Origin of the sequence: Salinivibrio kushneri (genome assembly GCF_027286325.1) — a bacterium.
GTDB classification, from domain to species: Bacteria; Pseudomonadota; Gammaproteobacteria; order Enterobacterales; family Vibrionaceae; genus Salinivibrio; species Salinivibrio kushneri_A.
In genome coordinates this window covers 2,640,122-2,657,729 of record NZ_CP114588.1, presented here as the reverse complement: position 1 = coordinate 2,657,729, position 17,608 = coordinate 2,640,122, and the positions used below count along the sequence as shown (strand labels likewise).

Sequence of the window (17,608 nt, the reverse complement as noted above, 5' to 3'; positions counted from 1 at the left end):
TATGATAAGGGCGTTTTTATTGTATGGGTGACTCATGGCGCAGCCTAACATTCTGATCTTTGACTCTGGTGTGGGTGGCTTATCGATTTATCAGTCGGTGCGAGAGCAGCTTCCTGACGCTAACTACACCTATTTATTCGATAACGAAGCTTTTCCATACGGCGAGTTAGATGACACGCGCTTGGTCACACGGGTGACCGCTCAAATACAAGCGGTGTGCGCGCATCATGATATTGATATCGTCGTCATTGCATGCAATACAGCCTCGACGCTGGTATTACCCACGCTCCGTCAGCAGTTGGCGCTTCCGGTCGTGGGAGTTGTACCCGCGATCAAGCCTGCGGCCGCAATGAGTCAGCAAAAGGCGATTGGCTTATTAGCAACACCCGCCACGGTGGCTCGTCCGTATACCGAACAATTGGTGGCTGACTTTGCCAAAGATTGCCAGGTAGTCTCAGTCGGTACCACGGCACTTGTGCATATGGCAGAGCGCAAACTACGGGGTGAGGCGGTGAACCAGCAAGATCTCGCGGCGATATTGCGTCCGTTTAAAGGAACCGTCGATACCCTCGTACTGGGTTGCACTCACTTTCCTTTACTGCGTGATGACATCCAATCAGTGATGGGTGACTCAGTCCGTTTAATTGACTCGGGAGATGCTATAGCGCGTCGCGTGGTCTCGCTGGTCAGTCTATATAGCGAAGCAAGGACTACCGTTGCGACGTCAAAGCATTATGCTTATGCAACGGCAACCCCTATCAAAGCCTATGCTTTGGCGGGCTTTATCCGATCGATAGGTTTTACGGATGTCAGCTATTCGCCTGCTTTTTTGGCTCATTCGCTTCACGGACTTTAAGTGTCCGCTCGCCATAAACATTATTATTGAGCGCATTGATAGCATCGTCGGCATGTCCTGCGGCCATCACCACAAAACCAAACCCTCGGCGTTTCCCCGTCCGTTTGTCTTTCATTAGACGAACGGCAAACACTTCTCCATGTTCGCTAAACAGCGTGCGCACATCATTTTCATTTGCACGATAAGGTAAGTTTCCGACGTATAGCGTTTTGCTTTGCGGAGACTCTTCTTCTTTTTCACTCGACGGAGTCGATGTAGAGGGTCCTTGCTCTGGCTGAATAAAGTTAGGTAAAGGAAGATATAGGCAAGCTAGACCACTAAGTATTGCACCCACAGCAAACGAAAGAGCGGGTGAGCTGACGTCCATGAGGCTGACGATAATCGCGCCAAGGACAGCGATGCAGATGACTAAAGCAAAATTAACTGGTGATTTCATAAGCGTCATTAAATAGAACAATTAAAGTGATGACATGACAACAGTTCGGCAATGCATGTCGTGAAAAAGACCAAGAAAACAAGCCAGCGTTACCTTGCGGTAAAGGTCTCGTATCAATAATGTTTCAAACCGCTGGTTATTCATCATTTTAGGTGGATTATTGCTCAGTCGAAATAAAAAACGTAAAAATCCCTTGTCAGTGTGATCCGCGTCGCTATACTACGCCCCACATCGACACGGCAAGCACTCAGCGAGCATGTCGAGGCAAAAAATCAAATAAAAATAAACGCTTGACGTCAGTTTTTAAATGATTAACATTGCCGGCCTACTTAACGCCAAGCGTTAGGGGAGTCAAAAAGAGGTTTTGTTTCACCCGATTGGGTTGAAAAGAAAAGATAAAATTTCTTCTTGACTTTAACGGCAAGGCGCGTAAGATACGCAGCCCTGACCAAGCGAAGCGCAGCTTCGCACAGTCAACGCTCTTTAACAATTTGACCTATGCAATCTGTGTGGGCACTCGTTGAGAATAGACAAAAAGATTTATTCGATGAACTGAGTGACCAAGCGACAACTTTTATAGTTGTTCGGCACAGTCAATTCGTTTGTCTCGTAAGAGACGAACAAAACAGTATTTATCGAGCCGTTTGTCTTTCCTTTATAGGAAAGTAAACACCAAAACTTAAATTGAAGAGTTTGATCATGGCTCAGATTGAACGCTGGCGGCAGGCCTAACACATGCAAGTCGAGCGGAAACGGCAGCATTGAAGCTTCGGTGGATTTGCTGGACGTCGAGCGGCGGACGGGTGAGTAACGGCTGGGAACCTGCCCTGACGAGGGGGATAACCGTTGGAAACGACGGCTAATACCGCATAATGTCTTAGTTCATTACGAGCTGGGACCAAAGGTGGCCTCTACATGTAAGCTATCGCGTTGGGATGGGCCCAGTTAGGATTAGCTAGTTGGTAAGGTAATGGCTTACCAAGGCAACGATCCTTAGCTGGTTTGAGAGGATGATCAGCCACACTGGGACTGAGACACGGCCCAGACTCCTACGGGAGGCAGCAGTGGGGAATATTGCACAATGGGGGAGACCCTGATGCAGCCATGCCGCGTGTGTGAAGAAGGCCTTCGGGTTGTAAAGCACTTTCAGCAGTGAGGAAGGTGGTGTACTTAATACGTGCATTGCTTGACGTTAGCTGCAGAAGAAGCACCGGCTAACTCCGTGCCAGCAGCCGCGGTAATACGGAGGGTGCGAGCGTTAATCGGAATTACTGGGCGTAAAGCGCATGCAGGCGGTTTGTTAAGTCAGATGTGAAAGCCCGGGGCTCAACCTCGGAACCGCATTTGAAACTGGCAGGCTAGAGTCTTGTAGAGGGGGGTAGAATTTCAGGTGTAGCGGTGAAATGCGTAGAGATCTGAAGGAATACCAGTGGCGAAGGCGGCCCCCTGGACAAAGACTGACGCTCAGATGCGAAAGCGTGGGTAGCAAACAGGATTAGATACCCTGGTAGTCCACGCCGTAAACGCTGTCTACTTGGAGGTTGAGGTTTAAGACTTTGGCTTTCGGCGCTAACGCATTAAGTAGACCGCCTGGGGAGTACGGCCGCAAGGTTAAAACTCAAATGAATTGACGGGGGCCCGCACAAGCGGTGGAGCATGTGGTTTAATTCGATGCAACGCGAAGAACCTTACCTACTCTTGACATCCAGCGAATCCTTTAGAGATAGAGGAGTGCCTTCGGGAGCGCTGAGACAGGTGCTGCATGGCTGTCGTCAGCTCGTGTTGTGAAATGTTGGGTTAAGTCCCGCAACGAGCGCAACCCTTATCCTTGTTTGCCAGCACGTAATGGTGGGAACTCCAGGGAGACTGCCGGTGATAAACCGGAGGAAGGTGGGGACGACGTCAAGTCATCATGGCCCTTACGAGTAGGGCTACACACGTGCTACAATGGCAGATACAGAGGGCAGCGAAGCTGCGAAGTGGAGCGAATCCCTTAAAGTCTGTCGTAGTCCGGATTGGAGTCTGCAACTCGACTCCATGAAGTCGGAATCGCTAGTAATCGTGGATCAGAATGCCACGGTGAATACGTTCCCGGGCCTTGTACACACCGCCCGTCACACCATGGGAGTGGGCTGCACCAGAAGTAGATAGCTTAACCTTCGGGAGGGCGTTTACCACGGTGTGGTTCATGACTGGGGTGAAGTCGTAACAAGGTAGCCCTAGGGGAACCTGGGGCTGGATCACCTCCTTACTGACGCTATTGTTGCGAGTGTTCACACAGATTGCACGGTCATATTGAAAAGCGCTAACTAATGGTCATCCATTGGTTAACGCTTTTAGGCGTTACTCTGAAAAGAGATGCTCTTTAACAATTTGGAAAGCTGACAAGTCATTCTTAAAGAATGACAGTAAAGTTCTCAATCAGTGACATGTAATGTCACTCACACAATCAAGTGTGCTTGGGCTTTGTCTTAGTGATAAGCAAAGTCTCTATTTTGAGTCCGGCAAAAACAAAACCTTAGTTGTTTTCATGCAAGACCTTTTGGGGTTGTATGGTTAAGTGACTAAGCGTAGACGGTGGATGCCTTGGCAGTCAGAGGCGATGAAGGACGTACTAACCTGCGAAAAGCGATGGTGAGCTGGTAAGAAGCATTTGAGCCATCGATGTCCGAATGGGGAAACCCACCTGCATAAGCAGGTATCTTAGCGTGAATACATAGCGCTAAGAGGCGAACTCGGGGAACTGAAACATCTAAGTACCCGAAGGAAAAGAAATCAATTGAGATTCCGGCAGTAGCGGCGAGCGAACCCGGAGCAGCCCTTAAGCGGCTTAGGCGTTAGGTGAACAGGTTGGAAAGCCTGGCAATAAAGGGTGATAGCCCCGTAACCGACGGCGCCTTAGACGTGAAAACGAGTAGGACGGGACACGTGATATCTTGTCTGAACATGGGGGGACCATCCTCCAAGGCTAAATACTCCTGACTGACCGATAGTGAACCAGTACCGTGAGGGAAAGGCGAAAAGAACCCCTGTGAGGGGAGTGAAATAGAACCTGAAACCGTCTACGTACAAGCAGTGGGAGCCTCCTAGTGGGGTGACCGCGTACCTTTTGTATAATGGGTCAGCGACTTAATGTAAGTAGCAAGGTTAACCGCATAGGGGAGCCGTAGGGAAACCGAGTCTTAACTGGGCGTCGAGTTGCTTGCATTAGACCCGAAACCGAGTGATCTAGCCATGGGCAGGTTGAAGGTTGAGTAACATCAACTGGAGGACCGAACTCACTAACGTTGAAAAGTTAGGAGATGACCTGTGGCTAGGGGTGAAAGGCCAATCAAACTCGGAGATAGCTGGTTCTCCCCGAAAGCTATTTAGGTAGCGCCTCGGACGAATACTACTGGGGGTAGAGCACTGTTAAGGCTAGGGGGTCATCCCGACTTACCAACCCTTTGCAAACTCCGAATACCAGTAAGTACTATCCGGGAGACACACGGCGGGTGCTAACGTCCGTCGTGGAGAGGGAAACAACCCAGACCGCCAGCTAAGGTCCCAAAGTTATCGCTAAGTGGGAAACGATGTGGGAAGGCTCAGACAGCCAGGATGTTGGCTTAGAAGCAGCCATCATTTAAAGAAAGCGTAATAGCTCACTGGTCGAGTCGGCCTGCGCGGAAGATGTAACGGGGCTAAGCGATACACCGAAGCTGCGGCAATGTCCTTATGGATATTGGGTAGGGGAGCGTTGTGTAAGCTGTTGAAGGTGAGCTGAGAGGCTTGCTGGAGGTATCACAAGTGCGAATGCTGACATGAGTAACGATAAAGGGGGTGAAAAACCTCCTCGCCGGAAGACCAAGGGTTCCTGTCCAACGTTAATCGGGGCAGGGTAAGTCGGCCCCTAAGGCGAGGCCGAAAGGCGTAGTCGATGGGAAACGGGTTAATATTCCCGTACTGCTACTTACTGCGATGGGGGGACGGAGAAGGCTAGGTGGGCCTGGCGATGGTTGTCCAGGTTCAAGTGCGTAGGCTGATTTCTTAGGCAAATCCGGGAAATCAAGGCCGAGACACGATGTCGAGCCACCAAGGTGGTGAAGTCATTGATGCCATGCTTCCGGGAAAAGCCTCTAAGCTTCAGGTAAGTAGCAACCGTACTCCAAACCGACACAGGTGGTCGGGTAGAGAATACCAAGGCGCTTGAGAGAACTCGGGTGAAGGAACTAGGCAAAATGGTACCGTAACTTCGGGAGAAGGTACGCTGCCCGCGGTGAAGTCCCTTGCGGATGGAGCTATGGGCAGTCGCAGATACCAGGTGGCTGCAACTGTTTATTAAAAACACAGCACTGTGCAAAATCGAAAGATGACGTATACGGTGTGACGCCTGCCCGGTGCCGGAAGGTTAATTGATGTGGTTATCGCAAGAGAAGCCATTGATTGAAGCCCCGGTAAACGGCGGCCGTAACTATAACGGTCCTAAGGTAGCGAAATTCCTTGTCGGGTAAGTTCCGACCTGCACGAATGGCGTAATGATGGCCACGCTGTCTCCACCCGAGACTCAGTGAAATTGAAATCGCAGTGAAGATGCTGTGTACCCGCGGCTAGACGGAAAGACCCCGTGAACCTTTACTACAGCTTGGCACTGAACATTGAGCCTACATGTGTAGGATAGGTGGGAGGCTTTGAAGCGGCGACGCCAGTTGCTGTGGAGCCATCCTTGAAATACCACCCTTGTATGTTTGATGTTCTAACTTAGCCCCGTTATCCGGGGTGAGGACAGTGCCTGGTGGGTAGTTTGACTGGGGCGGTCTCCTCCCAAAGCGTAACGGAGGAGCACGAAGGTGGGCTAATCACGGTCGGACATCGTGAGGTTAGTGCAATGGCATAAGCCCGCTTAACTGCGAGAGTGACGGCTCGAGCAGGTACGAAAGTAGGTCATAGTGATCCGGTGGTTCTGAATGGAAGGGCCATCGCTCAACGGATAAAAGGTACTCCGGGGATAACAGGCTGATACCGCCCAAGAGTTCATATCGACGGCGGTGTTTGGCACCTCGATGTCGGCTCATCACATCCTGGGGCTGAAGTCGGTCCCAAGGGTATGGCTGTTCGCCATTTAAAGTGGTACGCGAGCTGGGTTTAGAACGTCGTGAGACAGTTCGGTCCCTATCTGCCGTGGGCGTTGGATGATTGAGGGGAGCTGCTCCTAGTACGAGAGGACCGGAGTGGACGAACCGCTGGTGTTCGGGTTGTGTCGCCAGACGCATTGCCCGGTAGCTAAGTTCGGCACAGATAAGCGCTGAAAGCATCTAAGCGCGAAGCTGGCCCCGAGATGAGTCATCCCTAGAGCTTCGAGCTCTCTAAAGGGTTGTCGTAGACGACGACGTTGATAGGCAGGGTGTGTAAGCGCTGTGAGGCGTTGAGCTAACCTGTACTAATTGCCCGTGAGGCTTAACCATACAACACCCAAGAGGTTTTGGGTTGGACTTGAAATAAGCCAGTTGATTGTGGCGAGAACAAACAGCTTTCTAGATTAAGTGTTTTGACTGAAAAGTGAAGACACACCAAATTTTGCTTGGCGACCATAGCGCTTTGGACCCACCTGACTCCATGCCGAACTCAGTAGTGAAACGAAGCAGCGCCGATGGTAGTGTGGGGTCTCCCCATGTGAGAGTAGGACATCGCCAGGCTTTGAATACAATTAATTAAAGCAGCTACATGTAAGACTTTAATTAGTAGAAACACCAAGCCCTGACCTTACGGTCAGGGCTTTTTTGTATCTTGAGGGTGTATCAGCCCTGAGCGCTTTGCTTTAGACTGCCTGCTAAATAGATAGCATTTCATTTTCTACCTACCCAAGATCTAATAAAAAGCCCCGTCTTGTCGACGGGGCTTTGTCTTTTCTAAGCGGTGTAATCACTCGATTATTGAATTTTACTGACTCGGCTCACACGGTCACCTGAAATGGTACGCAGCTGTACTGGGGCACTGACATGAGGAGCGTTCGCCGCATCATAGGTCTGCCAGCTTGCACCATTATCAGTTGAGTACTCAATGGTGAGTCCAGGGAATGGCGAGTTCGCTTTCAATGTACCACTTTCTATCACCCCACCCGGAACCGGTAAGCGGAAGCCAACACCCTGTTGCTCTAGTTGTGGGAACCAGTAGCTTGCTAACTGATTGGCAAAGAGGTTGTAATCCATGTTGCGCTTGGTTTGATTCGCCTCTTGTCCGGTTTGAGTGCTTGCTTCCCACTCGGCACGGTGCCAAGCTCGCTCAGCCATGGCGAAGAGGCGAGGGAAGGTCATTGATTCAAATTGGCCATCGGAGCGAATGGTTTCACTCCAAATAGAGGCCTGTAAACCGAGCACATTGTCTGGACGCGTCAGAGTTTTCACGGTGGCAGCGTCTAGTACCTCTTGTTTGGTGATAGGTGCACCATTGCGTTTTTCATCTGCGTTAGCGTAGAGGTCATCGGGCATAAAGCTAAACGTCTTACGGGTGTCGGTAAAACGGGGTGCCCAATAATAGCCACGCTCACTTGGGTCTGGCTCATAGGGATGGTCAAAATAGAGGTGTGTGGCTTGGTTATAGATAACCCCATAGCCATTGTTGGCGAGGTTATAGGCACGGTCGGCAACCCCCCACTCCCAGATATTTTGCCACGCGTTGCCATAGACGTGTTCATTGGCAAGTTGTGCGCGTGGATAGACTTTGTTGTTGTGCATGAGGCCATCTTCCCAACCACCGAGATCGAGTTGATGGCGTTGGGTAATATGCGAAATACGTTCGACAAAGTACTGACTCAGATCGTCGACACTGTTCACACCTGCATCGTTGTCTGCAATAAAGGACTGACAGACGGGCGACTCTTTCCAAGCACCTGCAATTTCATCACCGCCAAAGTGGAATGTATCGAGTGGCTGTATGTCTCGGTGAACATCGACTAACGCGGCAACCACTGTATCGACGAAGCGATAACTGGATTCCATACAGACATTCATCGCGTTGTCGGTGAACATTTGTACGGAGAGGTATTGGGTGTCGTCTTCAAAGTCCGTGAGCAAATATTCTTTCGCTTTTTCTTCATCGCCTTGTGCCATGAACTTGTGATAACGCGCTTCCATTGCTTTGATGGCCGCGTGCGCGTGACCTGGCATATCGACTTCAGGAATGACGGTGATATTGAGTGCTTCTGCCTTACGCAAGATCGCTTGATAATCTTCCGTGGTGTAGTACCCATTGGATGCTTCGGTGCCGTCAGGTCCTGCGCCTAAGAAGGGCAACACGCAGTTGGTCTCGGACAAGTCATGACAGCGTTTGCTCCCCACGTCCGCCAGTTCTGGCAGGGCTGGGATCTCAATGCGCCATGCTTCATCATCACTAAGGCGTAAATGGAGCTTGTTGAGCTTCAATGCGGCCATTTGGTCGAGTAACTTAAAGATGGCTTCTTTGCTGCGGAAGTTACGCGCGGCATCCACAGACAGGCCACGGTAAGCAAATCGCGGTGCATCGGTTAGCGTCACCGCCTTGATTGTGTCGCCAGCTTTGAGTTGTAGTAGGCTTTGTGCGGCGTATAAGGCACCCGCTTCATCAGGGGCGTCAATGTCAATACGCTGCTGCTCAGGTTGCACATCTAAGCGATAAGCTTCATGCCACTGGTCGCTTCCATCAAGGGTGACTTTTCCCCACCCCACATGAATGACTTTTTGGTTGGTGGATGCCCAGTCAGTGGCTGAAATGCCAAGCTGATCGGCTAGCCATTGAGCTTGTGCTTGATAGCCGTTGTCGTAGACCACGGTCCATTCGCTATCGAGAGTGACGTGGCCGTTTTTCTCAATGCGACTGGCAGGGGTGGGTAGCACTTGTCCTTGGGTGTCTACCAACGACAGATCGGCATTACGCACATAGCGTTGCTCGGCTGTGAATGGGTCATAATGGTCAGTCAATGCGCCGCCGTAGCGCTTCCACTGTGCGGGAGCGTCAAAGTCACCGACAAAGGTGAGCTCATCATCCGGCTTGGTGGGTACTTGGCCATTTTTGTGGTTACTGGTACTGGTAATCAATGCGGTATGCGTGCCAGTTTCATCGTCGGAGGCTAAATACCAATTCGGCATAATATCGGATTTAGCAACTTGCCAGTCAGAGGCATTGAAGCCAACCACTAACTGCTCACCGGGAGCAAGCGGAGCAAAGCTATCCGTGGGCTCGAGTTTGAAGAGATCCCCGTTGACGTGTGAGACTTTAAGTTGATCGGTATCGATCGAATTGATCATGCGAATGTGGCTGAAATAAATCGCCCAGCCCGTTTTAGGTAGCGTCTGAGCACTGTGGTTAGTAAACGCGACCTTGCCCGTAAAAGAGCGCCAGTCATCTTGCGTATTATCAAGCACTTGGTATTGGACATCGAGACCGTTTCCGAGTGCATCAAGCTGTGATGTAGGCATCGCCCAAGCGGTGCTACATAATGAAGCGCCGATCAGGAGACCCAGTGCGGTAGGTTTGAGCATGCTATCCTCCAAACTTATTTTTTATTGTGAAAATAGTTAACAGGACAGTAGAGGATAGTGCTCAATAAGCCTAGCAATCTTGCTAGTTAAAGCGTATTTATGTCTAAGGAGTCAAACTTATTGATGTGTATGGGCTGTGGGTTTCGCTAAAACAGCGAGGAAGATCGCAGAGGAAATTGGTGATCCACTGCGATACAAATTAACGCGGAAGTAAGCAGCTTAACGCGATTTGGCTATCCACCAGTCGAATCCCGACAGCGATCATTTCGTCACAAGCGGATGATACCGTGTCGGGGGTAATTCCGCGACACGCTGCGAGGTTAACGATGACGTCAAAGCGCCCGCGCTTTTTCAGCTGGATGGCGGTGGTTTTAACGCAATAATCGGTTGCCAGGCCACCGACAATCACGGTTTCAACCTCTTGGCTATGCAGCCACTCAATCAAGCCGGTGCTGAGTTTTTCTTCAATATCATGAAAGCAGGCACCGTAGGGGTGCAGATCAGGCTCGATCCCTTTCCAAACCACATAGTCGTAATCGGTAATGGGGGGCAAGCCATCGACGGTTTCAAACCCTTTGGTGCCAGGCACGGCATGCTTGACCCAAGTAAGGTCAGCGTTTTTGTGTGGCAACGATTGAAACATATCCGCGGGGTCGTCGACTACCCAGATCGCATTGCTGGGGTGTGCATCTTTGGTCAGTATACGTAAATCAGCCAATGCCGCCTGCTGGTTAAGAGCCGGCCCGATGGTATCGCCCTCAGGCACAGGCAATTCATCAGGACAAAGCGGCGTGAATGTGCGTTGCGCATCCACGTCAATCGCGGCAATTTTGGCTTGTTTCATTGCATCATCACCTAGAGTATTTGATTGAGTAAATGATCGGCCTTAACCCGTTTTATCCGTTTAAGCAGACGTTTGACCGGGGCTGGATAGTCTTCCATTTTTTCTATCTGTTTATAGCTGCCGATTAACTGAGTGTGTGCCAGTATCTTGTCTACTTCTTGTTGTTTCTGCGCTTCGAGTTGCTGATGCTTATCATGAATCAAGATGGCGTTTTCTAAGTCTAGCTTCCATGCGCGCGGGTTCAGGTTATTGCCTGTCAGCAGCATGTATTGGCGATCGACCCAAATTCCCTTTAAGTGAAAACTGTTGTCATCATGTTTCCAAATATGGAGGTTTAACTGGCGTTTCGCAATCGCTGCTTCGTTACGGCGTGCAAAGTTGCGCAGATTGACTTCATACAGATAGGGGAGTGCCGAAATGGTCTTAAAGGGGGCCTCTGGCGGCGAGTAAAAGTCATTGGCGGTTTTATCGCCAACAATGATGCTCACCGTCACACCTCGGCGTAGTGCACGACGGATTTCTCTGACTACACTACGCGGTGGATTAAAATAAGGGGTGCAAATCACCAACTCTTTTTGCGCGCTCGCAATTAGGTGGCAGATATAGCGATTGAGCTTGTTCTTACGTTTACCCAGTCCGACCATAGGGGTTAGCCCGACTTGATCCTCGCGGAGAGGCTCATCATCGTAGCGATAGCTTGCACGCTGTAGCTGAGTTCGAAACTCACGAATGCTAGGCTTAAGTGCTTTGCTATTTGGCCGGTCTGGTGAGGTGAGGCAGTTGACCGCACTATCCGCCGTTAGGGTATTAACAATAAAGTCTGCCATGGTATCGGCGAGTGTTTTATTGTCGAGCACATGATAGCGGTCGTATCGATATCTATTATGTTGTGCTAAATAAACATCGTTTAAGCTTGCACCGCTGTAGAGTACCGTGTCATCAAACACAAAGCCTTTTAGGTGCAGGACACCAAACACCTCTCGGTTTCTGACTGGTACACCGAGTACCTCTATTTTATGCGGGTAACGCTCAGCATAAGCGCGGTATAAGCCGGCATTGCCATCAGATTGTTCAGCACCAATCAGCCCTCGTTGTGCTCGATGCCAGTCGACTAATACCTTGATATCAAGATCAGGATTGGCTTGCTTCGCTTCATAAAGTGCATCAAGCACGCTACGTCCAGCCTCATCATCCTGCAAATACAAGGCGACGAGGTAAATCCTGGATTTCGCCTTTTTTATTTCACTAAGCAAGCGTTCTCTAAACGAAACGGCATCTAATAAGGTTTCGAGATTTTCTGGCTGGTGCGCAATGGTGGGCAGGCGGTCGATAAGCTGCCGATTTGCGTTCGCTGAATCCATTGTTACCTCTTATTGTTCGACGGCCAGAGTCGAGCGGTTTGATGCTAAACCCTGAATTATACCAGAAATTAGGTCAAGTCACGGATGACTGCGCGGTGGCTTTGTTGTAAATGTCACGCTTTAGGTGTGTATTGCATCGCCACCAAGTCTTTACCGCTATGGCAGTAGCTTTGATATCGCATCGCCAACTCCTCTGGCAGCGCTTGTGTGTCCACACTGTTGAAACCGTGTTGCACGTATAAAGTAGTCAATGGTCGAAATGCCAAGCAAAAGCTTGGGCGCTGCGCCAGTAAGGGCCGGACGGCGTCGAGCAGTTGATGACTTAACCCCGACCCGCGCAATTGTGGGTGCAGCAACATGCCAGTGAGTAATTGATACTCTTGACGTTGTTGAAAGCGGACTGCGCCACATAAGCCGCTAGGTCCATCCACCACCCAGATATGTTCATCTTTTTTCGGTTTACCCGGTGGATAGTAGGTTTTATAGAATCGCGCCACGAGTGGAAACCGTAATGGCTCGAGTGGGTGAATGTGGTAATTATCCATAGCCTAATAGATGCGCAATACGAGCAGGACAGGTAGTATACCTATCCATGATTTTTTCTGACAGCGTAATGCATTGATGAAGTGGCTATCTGATGTGTCTTTGACACCCCATCACACCTTTGGTCTCCCCGCCCACGCTCATACGATCGTGGAAGCGCACACGGTAGAGGATTTATATGCTATTTGGCAGCACGCTGAGGACCTGACGCTTCCTAAGTTAGTGGTGGGAGAGGGGAGTAATCTGCTTTTTTGCCAAGACTTCCAGGGCGTGGTCGTGCTAAATCGCCTTGCTGGTGTGTCAGTTGATGATGAGAGCGATCACTGGGTATTGCATGTGGGAGCCGGTGAGTCTTGGCACAACTTAGTCGCCTGGAGCATTGATAATGGATTGCCCGGGCTGGAGAATCTTGCGCTTATCCCTGGCTGTGTCGGTGCGGCACCGATTCAAAATATTGGCGCATATGGCGTTGAGTTTTGCGAGCGCTGCATGTATGTGGAGATAGTTAACCCTGAGACAGGGGAGTCTCGCCGCCTGACCCCTGAAGAGTGCCAATTTGGTTATCGTGACTCAATATTTAAAACTGACGTGATGGCAGGGTGGGTGATCACGCAAGTGGGGTTCCGATTAGCGAAAGCGTGGCAGCCAGTACTCAAATATGGTGCGTTGGCAGATCTCGATCCAGAGCGAGTATCAGCGCAAACCATTTTTGAAACGGTATGTGCGATTCGCCGAGCCAAGCTCCCTGATCCCCGGGAGTGTGGCAATGCGGGAAGCTTTTTCAAAAACCCAGTGATTGATGCACACCAGGCGCAAACATTGCAAACCTGTTATCCCGAGATGCCTATGTACTCTGCTGGAGAGGGAAAAAAGAAGCTCGCTGCAGGTTGGCTGATTGACCAATGTGGTTTGAAAGGCAAGCAAGTGGGAGGGGCGCGTGTGCATCCGAAACAAGCCCTAGTGCTGACCAACGCCAATCATGCAACCAGCCAAGACGTCATTCAATTAGCAAAGCAAGTGGTCGAGGAAGTACAGGTGCGGTTTGGTGTGACCTTGCACCATGAGGTGCGCTTTATGGGCGCTAAGGGTGAAACCAGTTTGGAGGCACAATGAGCAGTGCGCATACCGCAAGACTTACCCTTATCGACCGTTTATCCGATGGTGAATTCCACTCTGGCGAGATGCTGGGAGACGCTTTGGGCATGAGCCGAGCCGCGATCAGCAAACACATTAAGGTGTTGCAGTCGTGGGGGCTGGATATTTACCGCGTGCAAGGCAAAGGCTACTGCCTATCGCAACCGATTGAATTGCTGGATGACGTCTGGCTCAGTGAACATACCGACGTGCCCACTTTATCCGTTATCCCAGTTATTGGCTCCACCAACCAGTATTTGATGGAACGTGTTGGAGAGCTGACGTCAGGTAGCGTGTGTTTGGCTGAATATCAGCAGCAAGGACGGGGTCGCCGTGGTCGCGCGTGGCAGTCGCCTTTTGGCAGTAACTTATATTTGTCGATGTATTGGCGTTTAGATGCCGGCCCTGCAGCGGCGATGGGGCTGAGCCTGGTGGTCGGCGTGGCGATGACCAAAGCGCTCCATGAACTGGGCGCACCGGAAGTGAAAGTGAAGTGGCCCAACGACCTGTATTTTAAGGATAGAAAACTCGCTGGCATCTTAGTGGAAATGACGGGACAAACGGGTGATGCAGCTCACCTTGTGATTGGCATGGGGTTGAATATTGGTATGGGGGCGCATTTGCGTCACAGCATCGATCAACCTTGGGCTCGATTAGCGGACGCTTGCCACCCGATGCCATCGCGCAATACATTGGCGGCAACCTTGATTGAGCGTTTAAAAGACGCACTGATTGACTATGAGCAATATGGGCTATCGAGCATCATGGCCGACTGGCCTAAGTTGGATAATTTTATCGACCGCCCCGTTAAATTACTTATGGGAGATCGAGAAGTCCGTGGTATTGAGCGTGGTATCGATGAACACGGTGCCTTATTGCTTGACGTTGAGGGTGACATCACGCCTTATTTAGGTGGAGAGATCTCTCTAAGACGCGATGACTAACCCTGCTCTCGCACGAACTATTTGCGCACACGGATACGTTGAACGGAGTGGTTGGCGCCTTTTTCTAGGATTAAGCTGGCGCGCTCACGGGTTGGTAAAATGTTTTCGGATAAGTTTTTCCCGTTAATGTCATCCCAGATGGTCGCCGCCTTTTGAGTGGCTTCGTCGACCGATAGCCGCGTGTAGTGATGAAAGTAAGCCTGTGGATCGAGAAAGGCACCTCGGCGGAACTTCATAAAGCGCTCGATATACCAATGCTTTAGTAACTCTGGTTCGGCGTCGACATAGATAGAAAAGTCGAGAAAGTCGGAAATAAACACATGATGGGGATCGTGCGGGTAATCCATGCCACTTTGCAGGACATTGAGCCCTTCGAGGATCAAGATGTCGGGTTTCTCCACGTTTTGCACGTCAGAGGTAATGTCGTACACCAAGTGAGAATAAATCGGTGCGGTGACACAGTCTTTTCCTGATTTGACGTCAGCCACAAATTCAACCAGTTTGCGCATGTCATAAGATTGCGGAAACCCTTTCTTATGCATGATGCCACGCGACTCAAGCTCAGCGTTGGGGTATAAAAAGCCGTCAGTGGTCACGAGTGCAACTTTAGGATGATCTGGCCATCGTGTCAGCAAGGCTTTTAAAAGGCGAGCGGTGGTACTTTTACCCACAGCAACGCTGCCCGCGATGCCAATCACATAGGGCACATGATTTGATACCGGTTGGGATAAAAACTCGTCTAGCACTTCCGTCCGGCTTTTGCGCGCTTTCACATAGAGATTAAGCAGCCGGGATAAAGGAAGATAAATATCGCGCACCTCATCCATCGACAAATGCTCGTTAAGGCCGCGCAAGCGGTCAATGTCATCTTCAGTGAGCGTCATGGGCACTGCATCCCTCAGTTCAGCCCATTGTTGACGCTCGAACGACAAATAAGGCGTTAGCGTTGCATTCATGATCCATGTGCCTTAAGCCAGTAAAGAGGGTGACGATACCGCAAACGACAGGGAAGGAAAAGCACCAACGATGAGTGTTGATTGGGCAGGCTGGTTATTTTCGCAACAGTCACGCGGAAAAATGCGCAAAAGACGAAAAAATCACCCATTTTTTTAAAATTCCCTATTGCACCCCTCAAATCCATGGCATAGAATGCGCAGCACTTGTCGCCGGCTTAGCTCAGTTGGTAGAGCAACTGACTTGTAATCAGTAGGTCGCCAGTTCGATTCCGGCAGCCGGCACCAAAATTTAGGTGGAATTCCCGAGCGGTCAAAGGGATCAGACTGTAAATCTGACGGCTCAGCCTTCGAAGGTTCGAATCCTTCTTCCACCACCATTTTCAAATTGTTTGAATAGCTCTACGAGTAACGATTGCGGGCATCGTATAATGGCTATTACCTCAGCCTTCCAAGCTGATGATGCGGGTTCGATTCCCGCTGCCCGCTCCACTCTTTTTAGAGTGCTGATATAGCTCAGTCGGTAGAGCGCACCCTTGGTAAGGGTGAGGTCGGCAGTTCAAATCTGCCTATCAGCACCATCCTCTCCAAGGTAACTTCAAGCCGTTTGATATATACTCAACAAACCTGATTGTTGGTTGTGTGGTCGTAATGCCACCGAAATACCGTGCTTAGAGGGACTGTCATGTCTAAAGAAAAATTTGAACGTACGAAAACGCACGTTAACGTTGGTACTATTGGCCACGTTGACCATGGTAAAACTACGCTGACCGCAGCTATCTGTACTGTACTTGCAAAAGTACACGGCGGTGCTGCTCGTGACTTCGCGTCAATCGATAACGCACCAGAAGAGCGTGATCGTGGTATCACCATCGCAACGTCTCACGTTGAGTACGATACGCCAAACCGTCACTACGCACACGTTGACTGCCCAGGACACGCTGACTATGTGAAAAACATGATCACCGGTGCTGCGCAAATGGATGGTGGTATCCTGGTTGTTGCTGCAACTGATGGCCCAATGCCACAGACGCGTGAGCACATCCTACTAGGCCGTCAGGTTGGTATTCCAAACATCATCGTGTTCATGAACAAATGTGACATGGTTGATGACGAAGAGCTGCTTGAGCTGGTTGAAATGGAAGTACGTGAGCTACTTTCAGAGTACGACTTCCCAGGTGACGACTGCCCAGTAATCCAAGGTTCAGCGCTAGGCGCCCTGAACGGTGAAGAGCAGTGGGAGCAGAAGATCGTTGAGCTATCTGAAGCACTGGATTCTTACATCCCAGAGCCAGAGCGTGCGATCGATAAGCCGTTCATCCTGCCAATCGAAGACGTATTCTCAATCCAAGGCCGTGGTACCGTAGTAACCGGTCGTGTTGAGCAAGGCATCATCACTGTTGGTGACGACGTTGAAATCGTGGGCATGAAAGACACCACCAAGACCACTTGTACCGGTGTTGAGATGTTCCGTAAGCTTCTAGACGAAGGCCGTGCCGGTGAGAACGTTGGTGTTCTTCTGCGTGGTACTAAGCGTGACGAAGTAGAGCGTGGTCAAGTACTGGCTAAGCCTGGTTCAATCACTCCGCACACCAAGTTCGAGTCAGAAGTATACGTACTGGGCAAAGACGAAGGCGGCCGTCATACTCCGTTCTTCAAAGGCTATCGTCCACAGTTCTACTTCCGTACAACTGACGTAACCGGTACTATCGAGCTGCCAGAAGGCGTTGAGATGGTAATGCCTGGTGACAACATCAAGATGGTTGTTACGCTCATCGCTCCTATCGCGATGGACGAAGGCCTACGTTTCGCTATCCGTGAAGGTGGCCGTACTGTAGGCGCTGGTGTTGTTGCCAACATCATTGAATAATGATTTGACGAAACACTAGTAAAAAGGGCATCATTTGATGCCCTTTTTCTGCGTTTGACGCTCCTATTGGTGTGAATTTAGCCAGCAGTCGTTAGCAAGCGCAGAGTTTCGTGATCGTATCGTGCTTGATGGAGGCGTTATGATCACCATGTGCCTTTGCCATACACTGATTGTG

General features: G+C 50.3%; 10 protein-coding genes, 4 tRNA genes and 3 rRNA genes. 11 read left to right on the top strand and 6 right to left on the bottom strand.

Annotated elements, in window-relative coordinates; translation table 11 throughout:
* Positions 1 to 34 precede the first annotated feature (34 nt).
* Entirely contained in the window at positions 35 to 856 is an 822-nt protein-coding gene (murI, locus tag N8M53_RS12200; protein WP_269578960.1) for a glutamate racemase, read from the top strand.
* Here murI and N8M53_RS12195 read toward each other — a convergent pair.
* Positions 810 to 1,292 (bottom strand): RNA recognition motif domain-containing protein, encoded by a 483-nt coding sequence (locus N8M53_RS12195; protein WP_269578959.1) that lies wholly within the window; start codon positions 1,290 to 1,292, stop codon positions 810 to 812. The genes murI and N8M53_RS12195 overlap by 47 nt on opposite strands.
* 681 nt (positions 1,293 to 1,973) lie before the next feature.
* Here N8M53_RS12195 and N8M53_RS12190 point away from each other — a divergent pair.
* The 3 genes from N8M53_RS12190 (at position 1,974) to rrf (ending at position 6,964) form a co-directional block, all read left to right on the top strand.
* Positions 1,974 to 3,543 (top strand): 16S ribosomal RNA (locus N8M53_RS12190).
* A gap of 303 nt (positions 3,544 to 3,846) precedes the next feature.
* A 23S ribosomal RNA gene (locus N8M53_RS12185) occupies positions 3,847 to 6,733 on the top strand.
* 115 nt (positions 6,734 to 6,848) lie between these two features.
* A 5S ribosomal RNA gene (gene rrf / locus N8M53_RS12180) occupies positions 6,849 to 6,964 on the top strand.
* The 16S, 23S and 5S rRNA genes sit together here, the layout of an rRNA operon.
* A 234-nt stretch (positions 6,965 to 7,198) precedes the next feature.
* On the opposite strand, the gene N8M53_RS12175 is transcribed toward rrf, so the two are convergent.
* From N8M53_RS12175 to N8M53_RS12160, 4 genes are all read right to left on the bottom strand, one after another.
* A complete protein-coding gene (locus N8M53_RS12175) occupies positions 7,199 to 9,784 on the bottom strand; it encodes a family 20 glycosylhydrolase (protein WP_269578958.1) in 2,586 nt (861 codons plus the stop codon).
* A 199-nt stretch (positions 9,785 to 9,983) separates the two neighbouring features.
* A complete protein-coding gene (locus N8M53_RS12170) occupies positions 9,984 to 10,628 on the bottom strand; it encodes a nicotinamidase (RefSeq protein ID WP_269578957.1) in 645 nt (214 codons plus the stop codon).
* Between the two features lie 11 nt (positions 10,629 to 10,639).
* Positions 10,640 to 11,989, bottom strand: a complete 1,350-nt coding sequence (pssA, locus tag N8M53_RS12165; protein WP_077668536.1) for a CDP-diacylglycerol--serine O-phosphatidyltransferase — start codon at positions 11,987 to 11,989, stop codon at positions 10,640 to 10,642.
* 113 nt (positions 11,990 to 12,102) lie between these two features.
* A complete protein-coding gene (locus tag N8M53_RS12160; RefSeq protein WP_332301567.1) occupies positions 12,103 to 12,486 on the bottom strand; it encodes a GNAT family N-acetyltransferase in 384 nt (127 codons plus the stop codon).
* Positions 12,487 to 12,610: 124 nt separating this feature from the next.
* On the opposite strand from N8M53_RS12160, the gene murB reads away from it, so the two are divergent.
* Both murB and birA read left to right on the top strand, forming a co-directional pair.
* Entirely contained in the window at positions 12,611 to 13,645 is a 1,035-nt protein-coding gene (murB, locus tag N8M53_RS12155; RefSeq protein WP_269578955.1) for a UDP-N-acetylmuramate dehydrogenase, read from the top strand.
* Positions 13,642 to 14,610: a bifunctional biotin--[acetyl-CoA-carboxylase] ligase/biotin operon repressor BirA gene (gene birA / locus N8M53_RS12150; protein WP_269578954.1), complete on the top strand. Its 969-nt coding sequence runs from the start codon at positions 13,642 to 13,644 to the stop codon at positions 14,608 to 14,610. Before murB ends, birA begins: the two co-directional genes overlap by 4 nt.
* Before the next feature lie 17 nt (positions 14,611 to 14,627).
* Here birA and coaA read toward each other — a convergent pair whose 3' ends face one another.
* The gene (gene coaA / locus N8M53_RS12145) at positions 14,628 to 15,566 is read right to left on the bottom strand and encodes a type I pantothenate kinase (protein ID WP_269578953.1); all 939 of its coding nucleotides are present in this window, start codon (positions 15,564 to 15,566) and stop codon (positions 14,628 to 14,630) included.
* A 209-nt stretch (positions 15,567 to 15,775) separates the two neighbouring features.
* Between coaA and N8M53_RS12140 the strand changes: the two genes are divergently transcribed.
* The 5 genes from N8M53_RS12140 (at position 15,776) to tuf (ending at position 17,433) form a co-directional block, all read left to right on the top strand.
* Positions 15,776 to 15,851, top strand: a tRNA-Thr gene (locus N8M53_RS12140).
* 7 nt (positions 15,852 to 15,858) lie between these two features.
* A tRNA-Tyr gene (locus tag N8M53_RS12135) sits at positions 15,859 to 15,943 on the top strand.
* Positions 15,944 to 15,980: 37 nt separating this feature from the next.
* Positions 15,981 to 16,055, top strand: a tRNA-Gly gene (locus N8M53_RS12130).
* A gap of 13 nt (positions 16,056 to 16,068) precedes the next feature.
* A tRNA-Thr gene (locus N8M53_RS12125) sits at positions 16,069 to 16,144 on the top strand.
* Between the two features lie 104 nt (positions 16,145 to 16,248).
* Positions 16,249 to 17,433: an elongation factor Tu gene (gene tuf / locus N8M53_RS12120; protein ID WP_046074508.1), complete on the top strand. Its 1,185-nt coding sequence runs from the start codon at positions 16,249 to 16,251 to the stop codon at positions 17,431 to 17,433.
* Positions 17,434 to 17,608 lie beyond the last annotated feature (175 nt).